Raw genomic sequence first — 18,467 nt, 5'->3', positions numbered from 1 at the left:
GAAAGACAAAGTAAATTGTGGGAAAACCATCAGGATAAATGGAGTAACTATGGCTATTAAAGTATTAGGAACAGGAAGTTTTCTTCCAGAAAAATCAGTGACCAACGATGATCTTGCAAAAATAATGGATACGAGTGATGAGTGGATTTCATCAAGAACCGGTATTAAAAGTAGACACATTTCGATAGAAGATACAACTTCTTCCATGGCAGCAAAGGCAGCAAAAAAAGCTTTAAAAGATAGCAATGTCAAACCAGAGGAGTTGGATCATATTTTTGTGGCTACCCTATCGGCAGACCATGCGACTCCAAGTACGGCCTGTGAAGTACAAAAAGAAATTGGTGCAGATCATGCGGTATGTATGGATATCAATGCAGCATGTTCTGGTTTTTTGTTTGCTCTTCAGACAGCCTGCGCATATGCAAAGGCCGGAATGGGAAAGAAAATGCTGGTGATCGGAGTAGAAACATTGTCAAAACTTATGAACTGGCAAGATCGAAGTACCTGTGTATTGTTTGGAGATGGGGCAGGATGTGCAATTGTGGAAGCAGATGCTACAAGAAATGTATATATTGATGCAGGATCTAATGGAGCCAAAGGTGGTGTTTTGACTTGTGAAGAACGTCATTTGAATAATTTCCTTGTAAAGGATGAGTCTCCAATGCAGCAGGTAACCATGGATGGACCAGAAGTATTTAAATTTGCAGTTCGCATGATACCAAAGAGCGTTAAAAAGGTACTGGAAAAAGCAGGAGTTGATAAGGAAGAAATTCGTTATTTTGTTTTACATCAAGCAAATTTAAGAATTATTGAAGCAGCTGCAAAACGTCTAAAAGAACCAATGGATAAATTTCCAGTCAATCTTGATCATTGCGCCAATACTTCATCGGCAACTGTTCCAATTCTTTTAGATGAAATGAACCGGAAAGGAATGTTAAATCCAGGAGATAAAATTGTTCTTTGTGGTTTTGGCGGTGGTTTAACTTGGGGATCTGTTTATCTAGAATGGTAAATTACGATTAAAAGTACAAAAACTTCTTCCTTGCGAAGAATATGCCTGAGTATATTATAGAAATACAAAAGAAAATGAAAAAAGCTACAGCCATTTGAAAAAAGTGGCATGTGTGGTATAAAATAGTCAGCTTTCGAAATCTAAAAAAGTTGGCTATTTTTCTGTGTAAAAATATGCTATAATAACAAAATGATTACAGGGAGGGAATACATGGAAATACAATTATGGAGAGAGATCCTAAGCCCATATGAACTGGCGGTAGATGAGCTTGTTTTGAAATTCCATCATATGATACAGGAATATCGGAATGCAGGAAGATATTCGCCGATCGAACAGGTGGATGGAAGAGTTAAGACAATCTCAAGCATTCTTGATAAGATGCAGAGGAAAAAAATTAATGTAAATGATATAGAAGAGGAATTGGAAGATATTGCAGGTGTACGACTGATCTGTCAATTTGTAGAAGATATAGAGAAGGTTGTTGAAATTATTGAAAATCGCTCGGATATGAAAATTAAAAGCAGAAAGGATTATATTTCTAAATCCAAAGATAGTGGTTATCGAAGTTACCATCTGATTATTTATTATGAAGTGAATACGATTTATGGAAGAAAACGTTTGAAGGCTGAAATTCAGATTCGAACGCTTGCGATGAATTTCTGGGCAACCGTAGAACATTCTCTTCAATATAAATATAAAGGAAATATTCCAGAACATGTAACAAGTAAATTGCTTGGAGCCTCAGAGGCAATTGATATTTTAGATCAAGAAATGTCGGCAGTGAGGGATGAGATTATGGATGCACAGAATTCTTTTCGAAAGAAAGCAAACGTTGTGTCAGAAATTCTTCATACCATGCAAAATCTTTATAAAGTTGCCAATAAACGGGAAGTTGTAAAGATTCAGGATGAATTTTATAAAATATACGAAACAGGAGATATGGAAAAACTCGAGCACTTTAATAAACAGCTGGATATTATTGCAGAAGGCTATCGTGCTCAGAGTATTTCATAGGAGTAAATAATATGAAATTACCAGTAGAATTTGAAGCAAAAATGAGAAAGCTTTTAGGAGAAGAATTTTCCTCCTATGAACAGCATTTGGATGATCCGGCTTATTATGGAATACGAGTAAATACATTAAAAATATCGGTGGCAGATTTCTTAAAAATCTGTCCTTTTAACGTAACACCGGTTCCATGGACCGATAATGGCTTTTATGTTAGTAGAGAAGAAAGACCATCTAGACATCCATTTTATTATGCAGGACTTTATTATATCCAGGAACCAAGTGCAATGACACCGGCTTCTTATCTTCCAGTGGAGCCAGGAGATAAGGTTCTTGATTTATGTGCGGCTCCTGGTGGGAAATCTACAGAGCTTGGTGCAAAATTAAAAGGAAAAGGGATCCTTGTATCTAATGATGTTAGTGTATCGAGAACAAAAGCGTTGATTCGTAATATTGAGATGTTTGGAATTCGAAATAGTGTTGTTTTATGTACAGAAGCGAAATATATGGTGCCATCATTGCATGGATTTTTTGATAAAATTTTGATTGATGCTCCATGTTCTGGCGAGGGAATGTTTCGAAAGGGAAGCAATGAACTGAAAAATTGGGAACAAAAAGGGAGCGAACCTTATGCAAAACTTCAAAGAGAAATTGTCGATGATGCGGTAAAATTATTAAAACCAGGAGGTATGCTTCTCTATTCTACCTGCACATTTTCGCCAGAAGAAAATGAACAAGTGATTGAATATATGTTAGAGCATAATGATGATTTGAGTCTCGTTCCGATGAAAATGTGTGGCGGTTTTGATCACGGGCATCCAGAATGGACTTTAAGCAAACGAGAAGATGTGAAACATTGTATTCGTCTGTGGCCACATAAAATTAAGGGAGAAGGACATTTCTTGGCCCTTCTTCAGAAAGCGCCAGGGAAAGAAGAGGTGCTTTCATATGAAAAGATAAAAACACCGAAACTAAGTGATGAAACAAAACAATTTTTTAAAGATTGTAAGATGCCAATTGATTGGAATCATGTAAGAGAACATCAAGGAAAATTGTTTTATCTAGAAGAAGATCTGCCCAAACTTGAAAAAATCCGTGTTCTTAGGAAAGGATTGTTTTTGGGAGAGATGAAAAAAGGTCGTTTTGAACCAAGCCAATCATTTGCAGTTGCTCTTCGACCAGAAGAATTTGAAAAATATATTTCTTTTGACCTGGAAGATGAGAGAACCATTCGGTATTTAAAATGTGAAACATTGAATGTAGATATTCATACAGAAGGTATGCACTTGATCGGAACTGGAGGTTTTCCGCTTGGTTGGGGGAAAATAAAAAAAGGTAGAATGAAAAATAAATATGCCTCCAGCTGGAGATGGTTATAATGAAGAAAATTTTGAGAATGGATAAATTTTTATGTGAAAGTCTTGGAATCTCTAGAAAAGAAGCAAAGGAATTATTAAAAAAGAAAAAAGTAACGATCAATGGAATGCTTTGCACAAAGCCAGAAAGTAAGGTATCGATACAAATAGATCATGTTTGTATGGATGGAAGTCCGCTTTGTTTTGAAGAATTTCATTATTTGATGCTATCTAAGCCAGCTGGTGTAATTTCAGCGACAAAAGATTCAAAAGATCGAACGGTACTTGATCTTATAAATGAGCCTTTCAAAGATAAATTATTTCCAGTTGGAAGACTGGATAAAGATACGGAAGGATTGCTTCTTTTGACAGATGATGGAGAGTTAGCTCACAATCTTTTATCACCAAGAAAGCATGTAGAAAAGGTTTATATGGCAAAAGTTTTGGGAACCGTTGGAAAAGAGGCAATTATGGCATTTCAAAAAGGTGTTCCAATCGGAAATGGTGAGATTGCAAAACCTGCCAAACTTGAAATTCTAAAGGCAGGAGAGGAAGAATCAGAAATTTTGATTACAATTACCGAAGGAAAATTTCATCAGGTAAAACGAATGGTTCATGCTATTGGTAGTGAGGTTCTTTATCTTAAACGATTATCCATGGGAAACCTTGTATTGGATGAGGCACTTTCGAAAGGGTCTTACCGCACATTGACAAAAGATGAAATTATTAAATTGAAGGAGCGCTCATGTTAGAAAATAAAAAAGCAGTAATTTTTGATATGGATGGAACGCTTGTTGATTCCATGTGGATTTGGAAAGAAATTGATGTTCGATTTCTTGGAAAATATGGACTAACTGTGCCGGAAGGATTAAATGATGCATTAGAAGGATATAGTTTCCATGAGACCGCTGTTTATTTTAAGGAACATTTTCCACTTCCTTTGACGATCGAGGAAATTAAGAGTATATGGAATGAGATGGCAGCAAAAATGTATGAAACAGAGATTCCACTAAAAGATGGAGCAAAGGAATTCATTGCAAAGTTAAAAGAAAAAAATATGTCGCTTGGAATTGCGACAAGTAATTCTAGGGAACTTGCAAAAGTGTGTCTTCGTTCTAATGGAATTATTGATGCATTTGATTATATTTGTACTTCAGATGAAGTACCGAGAAGAAAGCCAGAACCTGATGTCTATTTATATACTGCGGAAAAATTAAAAACAAAACCAGAAGAAATTCTTGTTTTTGAGGATATTCCTTATGGATTGTTAGCTGGGAAACGAGCACATATGGAAACTTGTGCGGTAAAAGATCCTTATTCGGAGCGTTCGATGAAAGAGAAATTAGAACTTGCTGATTATTATATTGAATCTTATTATGACATTTTAAATGGAACATATCGGGTATTGAAAGGAAGATCATGAAAAAAATAGCAATTGTAACCGGTGCGTCTTCCGGAATGGGAAGGGAATTTGTTTTGCAGATTGCACAAATGTATCCTTTTCTTGAAGAAATCTGGGTGATTGCCAGAAGAAAAGAACGGCTGGAAGATCTAAAAAAAGAGGTTTCAACAACAAAAATTCGAAGTTTTGCTTTGGATTTTGAGAAGAAAGAAAGTTTTGAAAAACTTAAACAGGTCCTTTGTAAGGAAGGACCAAAAGTATGTATCATTGCCAATGGATCTGGATTTGGAATTTCTGGGAATTTGGAACATTTAGAGATGGAAGAGATTTCTGGAATGATATCCTTAAACTGTACAGCACTTACCTTATTGACCAAATTGGCAATTCCATATATGGGAAAAGGGGGATATATTTATCAGTTCGCTTCGGCCGCAGCTTTTGCACCACAGGCAGGTTTTTCTGTGTATGCTGCAACAAAGGCTTATGTGTTAAGCTTTTCTAGAGCTCTTGGACAGGAACTAAGAAGTCGTGGAATCCATGTAACGGCGATTTGCCCGGGGCCTGTTAAAACTGAATTTTTTGATATCGCTTACCAGAGAGAAGAAGTAAAATTTTACAAAAAACTTGTTTTGGCAGATCCCAAAAAAGTTGTAAAAAAAGCATTGCGTGATGGAAGAAAGAAAAAACCAGTATCTGTTTATGGACCAGTGATGAAAATTTTAACTGTCTTTTGTAAGATTCTTCCTACCGGGTGGATTGTAAGAGTAACAGGCAAATAAGAGACAGGGAAAAGAGTTATGCGTGAAATACAGATTACAGGAAAAGAAGAAGGGCAGCGTCTGGATAAGATGCTTGCAAAATATTTAAATAAAGCGCCCAAAAGTTTTGTTTATAAGATGCTTCGAAAGAAAAATATAAAATTAAATGGAAAAAAGGCTTCTGGAAATGAAAAACTTCAAAAAGGAGATCAAGTATTTGTTTATCTGGCAGAGGAGACGATTGAAAAGTTTCGTCAAGAAGTGAAGGTAGAAAAACAAAAAATACCATTGAGTGTGCTTTACGAAGATCAAAATGTACTTTTCATTAACAAACCTTATGGTGTTTTATCGCAAAGAGCAAAACCATCAGATATCTCAATCAATGAACAAATTGCACCATATGCAGTGGAAAAAGGATGGATTTCAAAAGAAGATCTTCAGATGATAAAGCCATCTATTTGCAATCGTCTGGATCGTAATACGACAGGAATTATTATTGCAGGGATTTCTCTTCATGGTCTTCAGACAATGGCTGAAATTTTAAAAGACCGTAGCCTGGATAAATATTATTATTGTATTGTAAAAGGAACGGTAAAAACAAGAGAGAGAGTTTGTGGGTATTTGATTAAGGATCATAGGAGCAATAAAGTTACGATTCGGAAACAGAAGATAGAAAATGCATCTGCGATTGAAACTTCTTATGAACCAATGGCAACAGGAAATGGTTTTACAATGTTAAAAGTAAAATTAGTAACTGGAAAAACACATCAAATTCGTGCACACCTTGCGAATCAGGGACATCCGCTTCTTGGTGATCCAAAGTATGGAGACAAAAAAATAAATGAATGGGCGAAAAAAAGATTTTCTTTAAAAGGACAGCTCCTGCATTGTGGACAACTTCATTTTCCAAAAAAAATGAAGGGATGTAAAAACCTTGAAGATCGGACAATAAAAGCACCTTTACCAAAGCAGTTTGAAGAAATTGCGACACAATTATTTGGGAGAGAATCATGGGAAGCTGGAATGTAAAGGGATTGCGAGGTTCTGTTCTTGAAGAACTTGTAAATTACACAAATGATAAATATAGAGAACAAAATCTTGCACTTGTTCAAAAAATACCGACATCAATTAAGCCGGTACGGTTTGATAAAATGCATCGACATATTACGCTTGCTTATTTTGATCAAAAAAGTACCGTAGATTATATTGGTGTGGTACAAGGAATTCCTGTTTGTTTTGATGCTAAGGAATGTGCAACGGATATCTTTCCGCTTCAGAACATTCATGAGCATCAAATGAAGTTTATGAGACAGTTTGAAGAACAAGGCGGAATTAGTTTTCTGCTTTTATATTTTACAAATCGACAGGCTTGTTATTTTCTTTCCTTTGAGGAGGCAATGAGATACTGGAAGCGTGGGGAAAACGGTGGTCCAAAGCATTTTAAATATGAGGAACTCGATATTGGATGTTTTGTTCCTCTCAAAAAGGGAATGGTTCTTCATTATTTGGAATGTTTGAAAAAGTATCTAGAGCAAAAACAGAAAGAACGTTGACGAAACTGCTGGATTTGCGTATAATATAAAAGATTGACAAAAATAAATAAAGGATGAGTTTATGATAAAAAGCATGACAGGTTTCGGACATGGAGAAATATCCAATGCCGAAAATCAGAAAGTTACAGTAGAAATAAAGTCCGTAAATCACAGATATTGTGATCTTTCTTTGAAATTACCAAAGAAATTTTCAATGTTTGAAGCAAAAATTAGAAATATCATGAAGGAATATGTAAGCCGTGGAAAGATTGATATTTTTGTTTCTTTTGAAGATTTATCACAGACATCTGTCGGATTGCGTTATAATCAGGAAATGGCAAGAGAATATCTGAAGATCTTTGAGCAGATGAGAGATGATTTTAAAATTGAATCAAATATTACAGCAAAAGATCTTGCAAGATTTCCAGAAGTAATCTCTATCGAAGAAAAACCACAAGATGAAGAAGTATGGTGGTCATTAATTGAAGGGGCTTTAAGATCTGCAGCAGAAAAATTTGTGGAAACAAGAACGATTGAAGGGGAAAATCTAAAGCAGGATCTTCTTGGCAAGCTGGATCAGATGGAAGAAGATGTAGATTTCATTGAAAAGCGTTCTCCAGATATTATTCGTGAATATCGGGCAAAACTTGAAGAAAAGGTAAAAGAATTTCTAGAAGATTCTACAATTGAAGAAAATAGAATCGCAGCAGAGGTTACTTTATACGCGGACAAGATTGCTGTGGATGAGGAAATTGTAAGACTTCAAAGTCATATTCGCTCGATGAGAGATGTCCTTAATCAGGAAGAGGCAATCGGACGTAAACTTGATTTTATGGCACAGGAAATGAATCGTGAGGCAAATACGATTTTATCAAAATCAAGTGATGTGGCGCTTTCAGACCATGCCATTGAATTAAAGACCAATGTGGAAAAAGTCAGGGAACAAATTCAGAATATAGAATAAAGAAGGGATGCAAGATGAAGAAAAAAGGGTCACTGCTTGTCTTATCTGGTTTTTCTGGTGTTGGAAAAGGAACAGTTGCAAAGCGACTTGTAGAAAAATATGGCTACAGCTTGTCTGTTTCTGCAACGACAAGGAAACCAAGGGAAGGCGAAGAAAACGGAAGAGAGTATTTTTTTAAAACCGAAGCAGAGTTTAAAAATCTTATTGATTATAATGGATTTATAGAGTATGCTAGGTATGTTGATAATTATTATGGGACTCCTCGTAAATTCGTAGAAGATGAATTACAGGCAGGCCATCATGTGATTTTGGAAATTGAAGTACAAGGTGCTTTTCATATCAAAAAACAGTATGAAGATGCTCTTTTAATCTTCATCACGGCACCAAGCGCTATGGCAATTAAACAGCGTTTGATCGGGCGTGGAACAGAATCTGAAGATGTGATTAAAAAGCGCTTAGATCGCGCAAAAGAAGAATCCAGGGATATGGATAAATATGACTATATTGTTGTCAATGATGATCTGGAAGAATGTGTTGATCAAATTCATTCAATCGTTCGTGCAAAAGAAAGTCTGTTAAAAAATAACCTGGATTTTATTGAAGCAACAAGAAAAGGATTAAAAGAATTATAGGAGGAATTTATTATGTTACATCCATCATATACCGAATTAATGAAAGTTATTAACGGAGATAGCGAAGATGAGAAAGTAATTTCTAGCCGTTATTCTGTAGTACTGGCAAGTGCCAAACGTGCAAGACAGATTATTGGAGGAGATATCCCATTGGTTGCGGTATCAAATTCAGAAAAGCCATTATCGATTGCTGTTGAAGAATTAAGACAGGAAAAAGTCAAAATTCTTGGAGATGATGAAGAAGCAGAAGAATAAAAACAGGAATAAGGGTGATTAGGAATTCCTAAGCGCCCTTCTTTGTAGATGAAGCAAATAAACAACAGGAGCAGATGACTTGGAGGAGTTATGGATATTTTATTACTAATTGAGACCATTCTTTTGGGAATTGTAGAAGGAATTACGGAATGGTTGCCGATCAGCAGTACGGGACATTTGATCTTGGCAAATGAATTTATTAATTTAAATATGTCAGATGCATTTATGGAAATGTTTGATGTTGTGATTCAGCTTGGTGCGATCATGGCAGTCGTTGTTCTTTATTTTCATAAATTGAATCCCTTTTCACCAAAAAAGAACAAAAAAGAAAAAACAGATACCGTTATTTTATGGACAAAGGTAATTCTTGCAGTATTACCAGCAGCTGTCATCGGTGTTTTGTTGGATGACTGGCTAAATGATCATTTTTATAATCCGCCAGTTGTAGCAGCTACTTTGATTATTTATGGTATTTTATTTATTGTCGTTGAAAATTATAATAAAAAAAGAAGAGGAAGAGCAATGGACGATCTGAATCGTCTGACATATTCAATGGCATTAATCATTGGTGTATTTCAAGTACTTTCTCTAATTCCTGGAACTTCAAGATCTGGTGCTACTATTCTTGGTGGTATTTTGATTGGATGTTCTAGAACTGTAGCAGCAGAATTCTCATTTTTCCTTGGAATTCCAGTGATGTTTGGTGCAAGTTTATTAAAGATTGTAAAATTTGGACTTCATTTTACTTCTATAGAAGCAACGGTTTTGATCGTTGGAATGGTTGTGTCATTCCTTGTATCCATTCTTGCAATTAAATTCTTGCTTGGATATATTAAGAAAAATGACTTTAAAGCTTTTGGCGTTTACCGTATCATTCTTGGTATTTTAGTCATTTGCTATTTTGCTTTTCTGAAATAAAAGGAGAAAACGATGGATAAAAGTGCATTTTTAAAAGGAATGGAAGAAATGTTGTCGATTGCCAAAACAAATGGTAATCAGATTTCTAAAGAAGAATTGCTTGATTACTTTAGTGATCTTTCTTTAGATGAATCGGCACAGAAATTATTATTTGATACATATGAAGAAGCCGGAATTCGTGTCATTGGTTATGAAAAAACCAAAAAAGAAATGGAAGAAACATCCGTTGCAGAAACAAAATCAGAAAGTTTAGAAGAAGATTCTTCTATTGTTCAGTTTTATGAGGAAGAGCTTCAGGATCTTTCTATTTCTGTGGAAGAACAACAGGAAGTTTTAAAAAAATGGCTTGCAAAAAGAACAGATGGAGATCAGGTAATTCAGTGTCTCCTTCCTCTCGTTGTGGAAATCGCAAGGGAACATCAGGGAAAAGGTGTTTTATTTGCAGATTTGATCCAAGAAGGAAATATTGGACTTTTAGAAGCTATGGCATCGTTTAGCGGAGATGATAAAGATGCTTTTATGCGTCATGCAAAAGGAATTATTGAAGACTGTATGTTGGATGCAATTGCGGTTCAAAAAGGATCTGATAATATTGGACAACAGATTGCTATAAAAGCGAATCGCTTAGATGAAGCATCAACGCATTTAGCAAAAGAACTTGGCAGAGAGCCAAAAGCAGAAGAGTTGGCCGAATACTTATCAATGACAGTGGAAGAAATCAAAGAAATCATGAAGGTATCGTTAGATGCGATTTCTGTGATGGAGGCTGATATTACACCTTCAAATTCTTAAAAGAAAAAATTTCTTATAAAGATAAGGAGGGTTTGATGGAGATCAGAGAAAAACAGGAATTATCAGAAAAAGAGAATCTCAGCGTTTATGCAATGCTTAGTATGGATACAAAAGGAAGAGAGAAGCCTGAAGTGGAATGTGAAATTCGTACCTGTTATCAGCGGGATCGGGATCGCATTCTTCACTCCAAGGCTTTTCGCCGCTTAAAAGATAAGACACAAGTATTTTTATCGCCTAAGGGAGATCATTATCGAACAAGATTGGTTCATACGTTGGAAGTATCACAAAATGCAAGAACCATTGCATGTGCCCTACGTTTAAATGAGTCGTTAACCGAAGCGATTGCTCTTGGCCATGATCTTGGACATACACCGTTTGGACATGCAGGTGAAAAGGTTTTAAATGAAATGAATCCATTAGGTTTTAAACATAGTAGTCAGAGTGTGCGTATTGTAAGGTATCTTGAAAAAAACGGGAAAGGGTTAAATCTGACATGGGAAGTTCTTGATGGAATGGAGCATCATTCGATCAAAAGTATGCCTGCAACGATGGAAGGAAAAATTGTTCGTCTAGCCGATAAAATTGCATATATCAATCATGATATTGATGATTCAATTCGGGCAAAAATTTTAAAAGAAGAAGATCTTCCGATGCAATATACGAAGGTATTAGGACATTCCTTTCGGGAAAGAACCAATACGATGATTCTTGATATTGTTCGGGAAAGTGAGGGAAAAAATGATATTTGCATGTCCGATTCGATATATCAGGCAATGTTTGGTCTTCGATCCTTTATGTTTGAACATGTGTATACAGATCCGGATACAAAAAAAGAAGAAGAAAAAGTTACCAATATTATAGCCCCGTTATATGAATATTATCTTTCGCATATTGAACAATTGCCAAAGGATCATCAAGATAGGATAAAACATAAAGGGGATTCAAGAGAACAAGCGGTCTGCGATTATATTGCAGGGATGACGGATCATTACGCAATTGAAAAATATCAAGACATTTTTATACCGAAGTTTTGGTTAGAAACATAAAATGAAAAAAGTTCAAAATAAAAAAAGGAATTCGGCAGAAAATGTAGAATATTATAATAGAGAGAACTTTTCAGGACAAGGAGGGAAGAGCACATGATGTATGGAGAAGACATTATCGAAGAAGTGCGAAGCCGCAATGATATCGTGGATGTGATTTCCGGTTATGTACCACTGAAAAAAAAGGGCAGTTCTTATTTTGGACTGTGTCCATTTCATAATGAAAAGTCTCCGTCTTTTTCTGTAAGCAGAGAAAAACAAATGTATTATTGTTTTGGTTGTGGTGCCGGAGGAAATGTTTATACATTTCTGATGGAATATGAAAATTTTTCGTTTCCAGAAGCCGTCCGTTTTTTAGCAGAACGTGCAGGAATGCAGCTGCCACAGGAAGAGCTGAATGATGAGGACCGGCGGAAAATGGATGAAAAGGCTAGACTTCGGGAAATGAATAAGCAAGCAGCCAATTATTTTTATTGCCTTCTTCAAAGTAAGCGAGGCGAAAAGGCGATGGCCTATTTTAAAAATCGTGGAATTACAGAAGATACGATTCGAAGATTTGGCCTTGGCTATTCCGATATTTATCATGATGATCTCTATCGCTTTTTAAAAAGCAAAGGATTCAGTGATGAAGAATTGAAAGATTCAGCACTTGTGACACTTAATGAACAAAAAGGGGGTAGTGATAAATTTTGGAATCGTGTCATGTTTCCAATTATGGATGTAAATAATCGTGTGATTGGATTTGGTGGAAGAGTTATGGGAGATGGAACTCCTAAGTATTTAAATTCCAGAGAGACAAAACTTTTTGATAAAAGCAGAAATTTATATGGATTGAATTTTGCAAGAAGTTCTAGAAGAAGGGAAATCATTTTATGTGAAGGATACATGGATGTAATTTCTATGCACCAGGCAGGATTTACCAATGCCGTTGCAGCTTTAGGAACCGCATTTACGAGTGGTCATGGTATGCTCCTTAGGCGTTATACAGAAAATGTTATTTTATCTTTTGATAATGACGAGGCAGGACAGAGAGCCATTTTACGTGCGATTCCAATTTTAAAAGATGCTGGACTGAACGTTCGAGTTTTGAATCTTTCGCCATATAAAGATCCTGATGAATTTGTAAAAAATATGGGAGCTGCGGCATTAGAGGAACGTATTAAAAAAGCACAGAATTGTGTTATGTTTGAGATTGAAACATTGTCCGGTCAATATGATCAAAATGATCCTGGAGAAAAAACAAAATTTCAGCATGAAGCTGCAAAAGTGTTGGCAGGAATTGTAGATCCTTTGGAAAGAAAAAATTTTATCGAAGCTGTTTCTAGAGAATATTTCATCAGTCCTAAGGAGTTTCAAGACTTGGTGGATGATTATGGAAGTAATGGGTATATTACACAACAAGAACGTCAGCGGATGAAAAGAGAAGAAAGAAGGGTAGCACCGGAGGAAGACAAACAGGAGAAAAAGAGGCAGCCACAAAAATTATTACTCACATGGTTCGTAAACGAACCAGTTTTATTTGAAAAATTAAATGGCATTATTAGTCCAGAGGATTTTCATGATCCGATTTATCATGGAGTGGCACTGATGCTATTTGAACAGTATGAAAAGGAAAAGAAAGTGATTCCGGCGAGAATTCTTAATCAGTATACGGATCCTAAGGATCAGAAAAAAATAGCGGAATTATTTAATACAACGCTTAAGATGGCTCCGTCACCGGAAGATAATGATAAGGCGCTGACAGATATTGTTCGGCGGGTAAAAGAAGAAAGTATTGAACAACAGATGAATGCAACAAATGATATTTTGAAATGGCAGGAGCTGATTCAGGAAAAGAGCAGTCTTTTAAAACTGCATATTTCAATATAGGTTGGTTACAATAGAAATGAGAAGAAAGGACGAACTATGGAAGGTACAATGGAACAATTCAGTGAGAAACTCTCTGGATTAATCGAACTTGGAAAAAAGAATAAAAATTTTCTGGAGTATGCACAGATTGAATCTTATTTTAAAGATATGAAATTGACATCTGATATGATGGAAGCAATTTATGATTATCTGGAACAAAATGGAATCGATGTTTTGACACTGGCAGCAGTGGAGGATGACGATGATGATTTGGATGATACTTTAGATGATGAGACAGAAATTGCTGTACCAGATGGGATCAGTATTGAAGATCCTGTGCGTATGTATTTAAAAGAAATTGGTAAAGTACCACTTCTTAGTGCAGATGAAGAAATTAATCTTGCTCAAAAAATGGAAGATGGAAATCAGGCAGAAGAAGAAATTGAGAAACTCAAAGAACAGCTAGAAAATGCAAAAAATGAAGACGAGAAAAAAGAGCTGGAAGAAAAAATCAAGGAACAGAAACGTTACATCGCGAAGGGTGATGCCGCTAAGAAAAAACTGGCAGAGGCAAACTTACGTCTTGTTGTAAGTATTGCAAAACGTTATGTTGGACGTGGAATGCTGTTTCTTGATCTAATTCAAGAAGGAAATCTTGGGTTGATTAAAGCAGTAGAAAAATTTGATTACCGAAAAGGATATAAATTTAGTACGTATGCAACTTGGTGGATTCGTCAGGCAATTACAAGAGCAATTGCCGATCAGGCAAGAACGATTCGTATTCCGGTTCATATGGTAGAAACAATTAATAAACTCATTCGTGTATCTAGACAGTTACTACAGGAACTTGGAAGAGAACCTTCTCCAGAAGAAATTGCAGAAGAAATGGATATTCCGGTAGAGCGTGTTCGAGAGATCCTTAAAATTTCTCAAGAACCAGTATCTTTGGAAACTCCAATTGGTGAAGAGGAAGACAGTCATCTTGGAGATTTTATTCAGGATGAAAATGTACCAGTACCAGCGGATGCAGCAGCTTTTACTTTATTAAAAGAGCAGCTTGATGAAGTTCTTGGAACATTAACAGAAAGAGAACAGAAAGTATTAAGATTGCGTTTTGGGCTCGATGATAGCCGTGCAAGAACGCTAGAAGAAGTTGGAAAAGAATTTAACGTTACAAGAGAACGTATCCGACAGATTGAAGCAAAAGCATTGCGCAAATTAAGACATCCAAGTCGTAGCAGAAAATTAAAAGACTATTTAGATTAAGGTGTAGCCTATGGAATTGTCAAACCGTTTAAAAACCATTGCATCTTTCGTAACGAAAGGATTATGTGTGGCGGATATTGGAACAGATCATGGATACATACCGATCGATTTGGTCAAAAGCGGTAAATGTCCAAAAGCATTTGCAATGGATGTAGGAAAGGAACCGCTAAGCCGGGCGAGGCAACATATAAAAGAAATGGATGCACAAGATCAGATCACATGCATTCTATCAGATGGATTGAATCAACTTCCACAAACGGAAGTTGATTCTCTTGTCATTGCAGGAATGGGAGGGGATCTTGTTGTTAAGATTCTTGAAAATGATCTGGAAAAATTAAAAGAAATCAAAGAAATGATTCTTTCGCCACAGTCTCACTTGGAAAAAGTGCGGCATTTTCTTCATGACCATGGATTTTTGATTGCAAAAGAAGCTATGGTAAAAGAAGATGGAAAATATTATATAATTATACGCGCGATTCATGGAAAAGAAATCTATGAAAAAGAATGTTTTTATTACTTTGGAGAAAAACTATTAAAAAATCAAGATCCGATACTTTTAGAATACATGGATTTGCAGTATCAAAAATATGGAGAAATATTAAAATATTTAAATGATAGTGAAAAAGAGCATATTCGGCAACGCAGAGAGGAAATACTTACGATGTGTGATTATATAAGGGAGGCGTTCGGATATTATGAAATGTAGGGATATCATAGAAATTTTGGAACAAGAAGTACCGCTTTATGCGGCGGAAGGTTGGGATAATCCAGGATTTTTGATTGGTGATAGAACACAAGAAGTCAAAAAAATCTTAGTAGTTCTTGATATTACGAATGAAGTAGTTGAAAAAGCAATAGAAGTTGGTGCGGACTTTATTCTTGCACATCATCCAATCATATTTTCCTCTATGAAAAGGTGTACAGATGAAAACTTTATTCAAAAGAAAATGTTACAATTGATTCATCATCAGATCAGTTGTTATGGAATGCACACGAACTATGATGTGTGTAGAATGGGAGAACAAATTGCAAAGAGACTTTCATTTTGTCCACAGGAAGCATTAGAGCTTACAAAAAATCCAAAACTCAGAGAAGAAGGAAAAGGCATAGGAATGATTGGAAATCTTACAAAACCTGTGACTCTGGAGGCATATGGACAGAAAATCAAGAAGGCATTTTCTTTGGATAGTATTACTATTTTTGGAGATTTAGAACATAAGGTGCAAAAGCTTGCATTTGTTCCTGGATCTGGTAGAAGTATGATTTATGAGGCAGTAAAAAAACAAGCGGACGTTTTGATTACTGGAGATATTGGTCATCATGAAGGATTGGACGCTATAGATATGGGTCTTTCTATCATAGATGCTGGACATTATGGATTGGAACAAATCTTTATTGATGATATGAGTCAGTTGCTTTCTGATAAGTTACCAGAGTGTGAAATTATTTCTTATAAAGCAGGAGTTCCTTACAAAGTCATTTAAAAGGAGTGTGATGCGAATGTATCATGTAACTATAAAAGGTGTAGATTACACGGTAGAAGCTGGTACAACCTTTCAGGAACTTGCAGATAAAGTACAAAAAAAGGGAGAACCAGTTATTTTACTCGCCTATGTGAACGGTAAATTAAAAGAATTATTTCAACCAGTTGAGAAAAACTGTCAGGTAGAATTTGTTACACTAGCACAGGAAGCTGGGTATATGACTTATAAACGGACAGCAATGTTTATATTCTTGAAAGCATGCGAAGATTTATTTGGAGAAGGTTCCAGTGATGATATTTCAATTAAATATTCTATTGGAAATAGCACCTTTTGTGAATTTCTCGTAAGAGATATTCAAGTAAATGTTCAAATGGCTTTAAAAGTACAAAAGCGAATGGAAGAAATTTGTAAGGAAAATATTCCAATTCAAAAAACATCAGTAGATACTTACCAGGCGCAAAAATATTTTGAAGGTGTTGGATTAAAGGAAAAACAGAGATTGTTTCGTTTTCGTAGAGAATCTAAGACCAACTTATATTCTCTTGGAGGATACGAAAATTATTTTTATGGATATATGGCACCATCAACAGGTTATATTCAAACATTTCTTGTATCACCTTATCAAGATGGGTTAGTACTTCAGACACCAAAACGCCATCAGACAGAAGAACTTCAGAAATTTTATCCACAGCCCAAATTGTTTCGCGTGATGCAGCGATCCAGAGAGTGGAGTGCCACGATGGGGGTCGATACGGTTGGCGCTTTAAATGAAGTCATTACATGTGGAAATACCAATCATTTGATTCTTTTACAGGAAGGACTTCAAGAAAAATTGATGGCAGAAATTGCCGATAAAATTGTTCAGGGACATAAAAAGATTGTTTTAATTGCTGGACCATCTTCTTCTGGAAAAACAACATTTTCTCACAGATTATCGATTCAGCTGCAAATTGCAGGAAAAAATCCACATCCGATTTCTTTGGATGATTATTTCCTTGATCGAGAATTATCTCCAAAAGATGAATTTGGAAATTATAATTTTGAGACAATTGCTTCATTAGATGTTGATCTTTTTACAAAACATATGAATTGCCTTTTAGCAGGTGAAGAAATTTCAATGCCGACTTATAATTTTGTAACGGGAAAAAGAGAATATAAAGGAAAGACATTAAAATTAGGCCATGATGATATCCTTGTTATTGAAGGAATTCATGGACTAAATGGTGAGCTTTCTAGAAACCTTCCAAGAGAAGCAAAATATAAAATTTATGTTAGTGCATTAAGCCAGATTAATCTGGATGAACATAATAGAATTCCGAGTTCTGATGGAAGATTACTTCGAAGGATCGTAAGAGATTCGATGACGAGAGGCAATGATGCAAAGGAAACGATTGGACGATGGGATTCTGTAAGAAAGGGAGAAGAAGATAATATCTTTCCATATCAGGAAGAGGCAGATATTATGTTTAATTCTTCACAGATTTATGAATTGGCTGTTCTAAAACAGTATGCAGAGCCATTATTATTTGCGGTTCCAAGAAATTGTCCAGAATATCAAGAAGCAAAAAGACTTTTAAATTTTCTTGATTATTTTTTGAATATTAAGAGTGAAGATATTCCAAAAACATCACTTTTGAGAGAATTTATCGGCGGAAGTTGTTTTGAAACATAAAAATTTTGCAAGTTTGCGTGGATTTTTCAAATAAATATTGTTTTCAAGGTTTTTTTGTGATATGATAGCAAACGTGCTTAGTCAGACAAATGGTCGCGCCATTTCAGACGAAAGGGGAATGGTGAGGAAAGTCCGGGCTTCATAGGGCAGGATGCCGGATAACGTCCGGTAGGGGCAACCCTCAAGCCAGTGCAACAGAAATAAACCGCCGGTTTTACCGGTAAGGGTGGAAAGGCAAGGTAAGAGCTTACCGCCTGTCTGGTAACAGACAGGGCACATGTAAACCTCATCCGAAGCAAGACCGAACAGAAAACGATAAATTGGCCCGATTTGTTTTCAGGTGGGTCGCTAGAGCTTGCTGGCAACAGCAAGTCGAGATAGATGACCATTCAATGACAGAACCCGGCTTATCGTCTGGCTAAGTTTGATCAAAGACTTTTTAAGAAGGTATGCAATACCTTCTTTTTTTGTATAAAAATATGAAAGAAATTACAAATTTTGAACTCATTTTTTACAAAAGAAGATA

General features: G+C 35.8%; 19 protein-coding genes and 1 other RNA gene. All 20 read left to right on the top strand.

Annotation, left to right across the window (positions count from 1 at the left end; all coding sequences use genetic code 11):
* The first annotated feature begins 49 nt into the window (after nt 1-49).
* The 20 genes from KQI71_RS07940 (at nt 50) to rnpB (ending at nt 18,367) form a co-directional block, all read left to right on the top strand.
* Nucleotides 50-1,012, top strand: coding sequence for a beta-ketoacyl-ACP synthase III (locus KQI71_RS07940; RefSeq protein ID WP_216435400.1), 963 nt, complete (start codon nt 50-52; stop codon nt 1,010-1,012).
* 210 nt (nt 1,013-1,222) lie between these two features.
* Nucleotides 1,223-2,026: a GTP pyrophosphokinase gene (locus KQI71_RS07935; protein WP_216435378.1), complete on the top strand. Its 804-nt coding sequence runs from the start codon at nt 1,223-1,225 to the stop codon at nt 2,024-2,026.
* Nucleotides 2,027-2,037: 11 nt separating this feature from the next.
* Entirely contained in the window at nt 2,038-3,399 is a 1,362-nt protein-coding gene (locus tag KQI71_RS07930; RefSeq protein ID WP_216435377.1) for an RsmB/NOP family class I SAM-dependent RNA methyltransferase, read from the top strand.
* The gene (locus KQI71_RS07925; protein ID WP_216435376.1) at nt 3,390-4,127 is read left to right on the top strand and encodes a 16S rRNA pseudouridine(516) synthase; all 738 of its coding nucleotides are present in this window, start codon (nt 3,390-3,392) and stop codon (nt 4,125-4,127) included. Before KQI71_RS07930 ends, KQI71_RS07925 begins: the two co-directional genes overlap by 10 nt.
* The gene (locus KQI71_RS07920; protein WP_216435375.1) at nt 4,121-4,798 is read left to right on the top strand and encodes an HAD family hydrolase; all 678 of its coding nucleotides are present in this window, start codon (nt 4,121-4,123) and stop codon (nt 4,796-4,798) included. Before KQI71_RS07925 ends, KQI71_RS07920 begins: the two co-directional genes overlap by 7 nt.
* The gene (locus KQI71_RS07915; protein WP_216435374.1) at nt 4,795-5,556 is read left to right on the top strand and encodes an SDR family NAD(P)-dependent oxidoreductase; all 762 of its coding nucleotides are present in this window, start codon (nt 4,795-4,797) and stop codon (nt 5,554-5,556) included. Before KQI71_RS07920 ends, KQI71_RS07915 begins: the two co-directional genes overlap by 4 nt.
* A gap of 18 nt (nt 5,557-5,574) precedes the next feature.
* Nucleotides 5,575-6,564, top strand: a complete 990-nt coding sequence (locus KQI71_RS07910) for an RluA family pseudouridine synthase (protein WP_216435373.1) — start codon at nt 5,575-5,577, stop codon at nt 6,562-6,564.
* On the top strand, nt 6,546-7,088 hold the full coding sequence (locus KQI71_RS07905) for a Holliday junction resolvase RecU (RefSeq protein ID WP_216435372.1): 543 nt from the start codon (nt 6,546-6,548) through the stop codon (nt 7,086-7,088). Before KQI71_RS07910 ends, KQI71_RS07905 begins: the two co-directional genes overlap by 19 nt.
* A 61-nt stretch (nt 7,089-7,149) precedes the next feature.
* Entirely contained in the window at nt 7,150-8,031 is an 882-nt protein-coding gene (locus tag KQI71_RS07900; protein WP_216435371.1) for a YicC/YloC family endoribonuclease, read from the top strand.
* Nucleotides 8,032-8,045: 14 nt separating this feature from the next.
* The gene (gmk, locus tag KQI71_RS07895) at nt 8,046-8,663 is read left to right on the top strand and encodes a guanylate kinase (protein ID WP_216435370.1); all 618 of its coding nucleotides are present in this window, start codon (nt 8,046-8,048) and stop codon (nt 8,661-8,663) included.
* 12 nt (nt 8,664-8,675) lie between these two features.
* Nucleotides 8,676-8,918 (top strand): DNA-directed RNA polymerase subunit omega, encoded by a 243-nt coding sequence (rpoZ, locus tag KQI71_RS07890; protein ID WP_216435369.1) that lies wholly within the window; start codon nt 8,676-8,678, stop codon nt 8,916-8,918.
* A 90-nt stretch (nt 8,919-9,008) separates the two neighbouring features.
* Nucleotides 9,009-9,836 (top strand): undecaprenyl-diphosphate phosphatase, encoded by an 828-nt coding sequence (locus KQI71_RS07885; protein WP_216435368.1) that lies wholly within the window; start codon nt 9,009-9,011, stop codon nt 9,834-9,836.
* Nucleotides 9,837-9,848: 12 nt separating this feature from the next.
* On the top strand, nt 9,849-10,628 hold the full coding sequence (locus KQI71_RS07880; protein WP_216435367.1) for a sigma-70 domain-containing protein: 780 nt from the start codon (nt 9,849-9,851) through the stop codon (nt 10,626-10,628).
* Between the two features lie 35 nt (nt 10,629-10,663).
* Nucleotides 10,664-11,674: a deoxyguanosinetriphosphate triphosphohydrolase gene (locus KQI71_RS07875; RefSeq protein WP_216435366.1), complete on the top strand. Its 1,011-nt coding sequence runs from the start codon at nt 10,664-10,666 to the stop codon at nt 11,672-11,674.
* 93 nt (nt 11,675-11,767) lie between these two features.
* Entirely contained in the window at nt 11,768-13,540 is a 1,773-nt protein-coding gene (gene dnaG, locus KQI71_RS07870; protein WP_216435365.1) for a DNA primase, read from the top strand.
* Between the two features lie 36 nt (nt 13,541-13,576).
* Entirely contained in the window at nt 13,577-14,785 is a 1,209-nt protein-coding gene (gene rpoD, locus KQI71_RS07865) for an RNA polymerase sigma factor RpoD (protein ID WP_216435364.1), read from the top strand.
* A 10-nt stretch (nt 14,786-14,795) separates the two neighbouring features.
* Nucleotides 14,796-15,491, top strand: coding sequence for a tRNA (adenine(22)-N(1))-methyltransferase (locus tag KQI71_RS07860; RefSeq protein WP_216435363.1), 696 nt, complete (start codon nt 14,796-14,798; stop codon nt 15,489-15,491).
* Nucleotides 15,481-16,269 (top strand): Nif3-like dinuclear metal center hexameric protein, encoded by a 789-nt coding sequence (locus KQI71_RS07855; protein WP_216435362.1) that lies wholly within the window; start codon nt 15,481-15,483, stop codon nt 16,267-16,269. The genes KQI71_RS07860 and KQI71_RS07855 overlap by 11 nt, the downstream gene beginning before the upstream one ends.
* 16 nt (nt 16,270-16,285) lie before the next feature.
* On the top strand, nt 16,286-17,941 hold the full coding sequence (locus KQI71_RS07850) for a nucleoside kinase (protein ID WP_216435361.1): 1,656 nt from the start codon (nt 16,286-16,288) through the stop codon (nt 17,939-17,941).
* A 77-nt stretch (nt 17,942-18,018) separates the two neighbouring features.
* An RNA gene (rnpB, locus tag KQI71_RS07845) (RNase P RNA component class A) lies at nt 18,019-18,367 on the top strand.
* Nucleotides 18,368-18,467 lie beyond the last annotated feature (100 nt).

This window comes from Anaerostipes sp. MSJ-23, from assembly GCF_018918155.1.
In the GTDB taxonomy this organism is placed as follows: Bacteria; Bacillota; Clostridia; order Lachnospirales; family Lachnospiraceae; genus Anaerostipes.
Note: the sequence above shows the minus strand (reverse complement) of the source record. Positions and strands in the feature narration are given on the sequence as shown.

Bases quoted from the DNA above. Each gene is read 5' to 3' on its own strand.
- KQI71_RS07940 (WP_216435400.1), top strand. From the start codon at position 50: ATGGCTATTAAAGTATTAGGAACAGGAAGTTTTCTTCCAGAAAAATCA.
- KQI71_RS07935 (WP_216435378.1), top strand. From the start codon at position 1,223: ATGGAAATACAATTATGGAGAGAGATCCTAAGCCCATATGAACTGGCG.
- KQI71_RS07930 (WP_216435377.1), top strand. From the start codon at position 2,038: ATGAAATTACCAGTAGAATTTGAAGCAAAAATGAGAAAGCTTTTAGGA.
- KQI71_RS07925 (WP_216435376.1), top strand. From the start codon at position 3,390: ATGGTTATAATGAAGAAAATTTTGAGAATGGATAAATTTTTATGTGAA.
- KQI71_RS07920 (WP_216435375.1), top strand. From the start codon at position 4,121: ATGTTAGAAAATAAAAAAGCAGTAATTTTTGATATGGATGGAACGCTT.
- KQI71_RS07915 (WP_216435374.1), top strand. From the start codon at position 4,795: ATGAAAAAAATAGCAATTGTAACCGGTGCGTCTTCCGGAATGGGAAGG.
- KQI71_RS07910 (WP_216435373.1), top strand. From the start codon at position 5,575: ATGCGTGAAATACAGATTACAGGAAAAGAAGAAGGGCAGCGTCTGGAT.
- KQI71_RS07905 (WP_216435372.1), top strand. From the start codon at position 6,546: ATGGGAAGCTGGAATGTAAAGGGATTGCGAGGTTCTGTTCTTGAAGAA.
- KQI71_RS07900 (WP_216435371.1), top strand. From the start codon at position 7,150: ATGATAAAAAGCATGACAGGTTTCGGACATGGAGAAATATCCAATGCC.
- gmk (WP_216435370.1), top strand. From the start codon at position 8,046: ATGAAGAAAAAAGGGTCACTGCTTGTCTTATCTGGTTTTTCTGGTGTT.
- rpoZ (WP_216435369.1), top strand. From the start codon at position 8,676: ATGTTACATCCATCATATACCGAATTAATGAAAGTTATTAACGGAGAT.
- KQI71_RS07885 (WP_216435368.1), top strand. From the start codon at position 9,009: ATGGATATTTTATTACTAATTGAGACCATTCTTTTGGGAATTGTAGAA.
- KQI71_RS07880 (WP_216435367.1), top strand. From the start codon at position 9,849: ATGGATAAAAGTGCATTTTTAAAAGGAATGGAAGAAATGTTGTCGATT.
- KQI71_RS07875 (WP_216435366.1), top strand. From the start codon at position 10,664: ATGGAGATCAGAGAAAAACAGGAATTATCAGAAAAAGAGAATCTCAGC.
- dnaG (WP_216435365.1), top strand. From the start codon at position 11,768: ATGATGTATGGAGAAGACATTATCGAAGAAGTGCGAAGCCGCAATGAT.
- rpoD (WP_216435364.1), top strand. From the start codon at position 13,577: ATGGAAGGTACAATGGAACAATTCAGTGAGAAACTCTCTGGATTAATC.
- KQI71_RS07860 (WP_216435363.1), top strand. From the start codon at position 14,796: ATGGAATTGTCAAACCGTTTAAAAACCATTGCATCTTTCGTAACGAAA.
- KQI71_RS07855 (WP_216435362.1), top strand. From the start codon at position 15,481: ATGAAATGTAGGGATATCATAGAAATTTTGGAACAAGAAGTACCGCTT.
- KQI71_RS07850 (WP_216435361.1), top strand. From the start codon at position 16,286: ATGTATCATGTAACTATAAAAGGTGTAGATTACACGGTAGAAGCTGGT.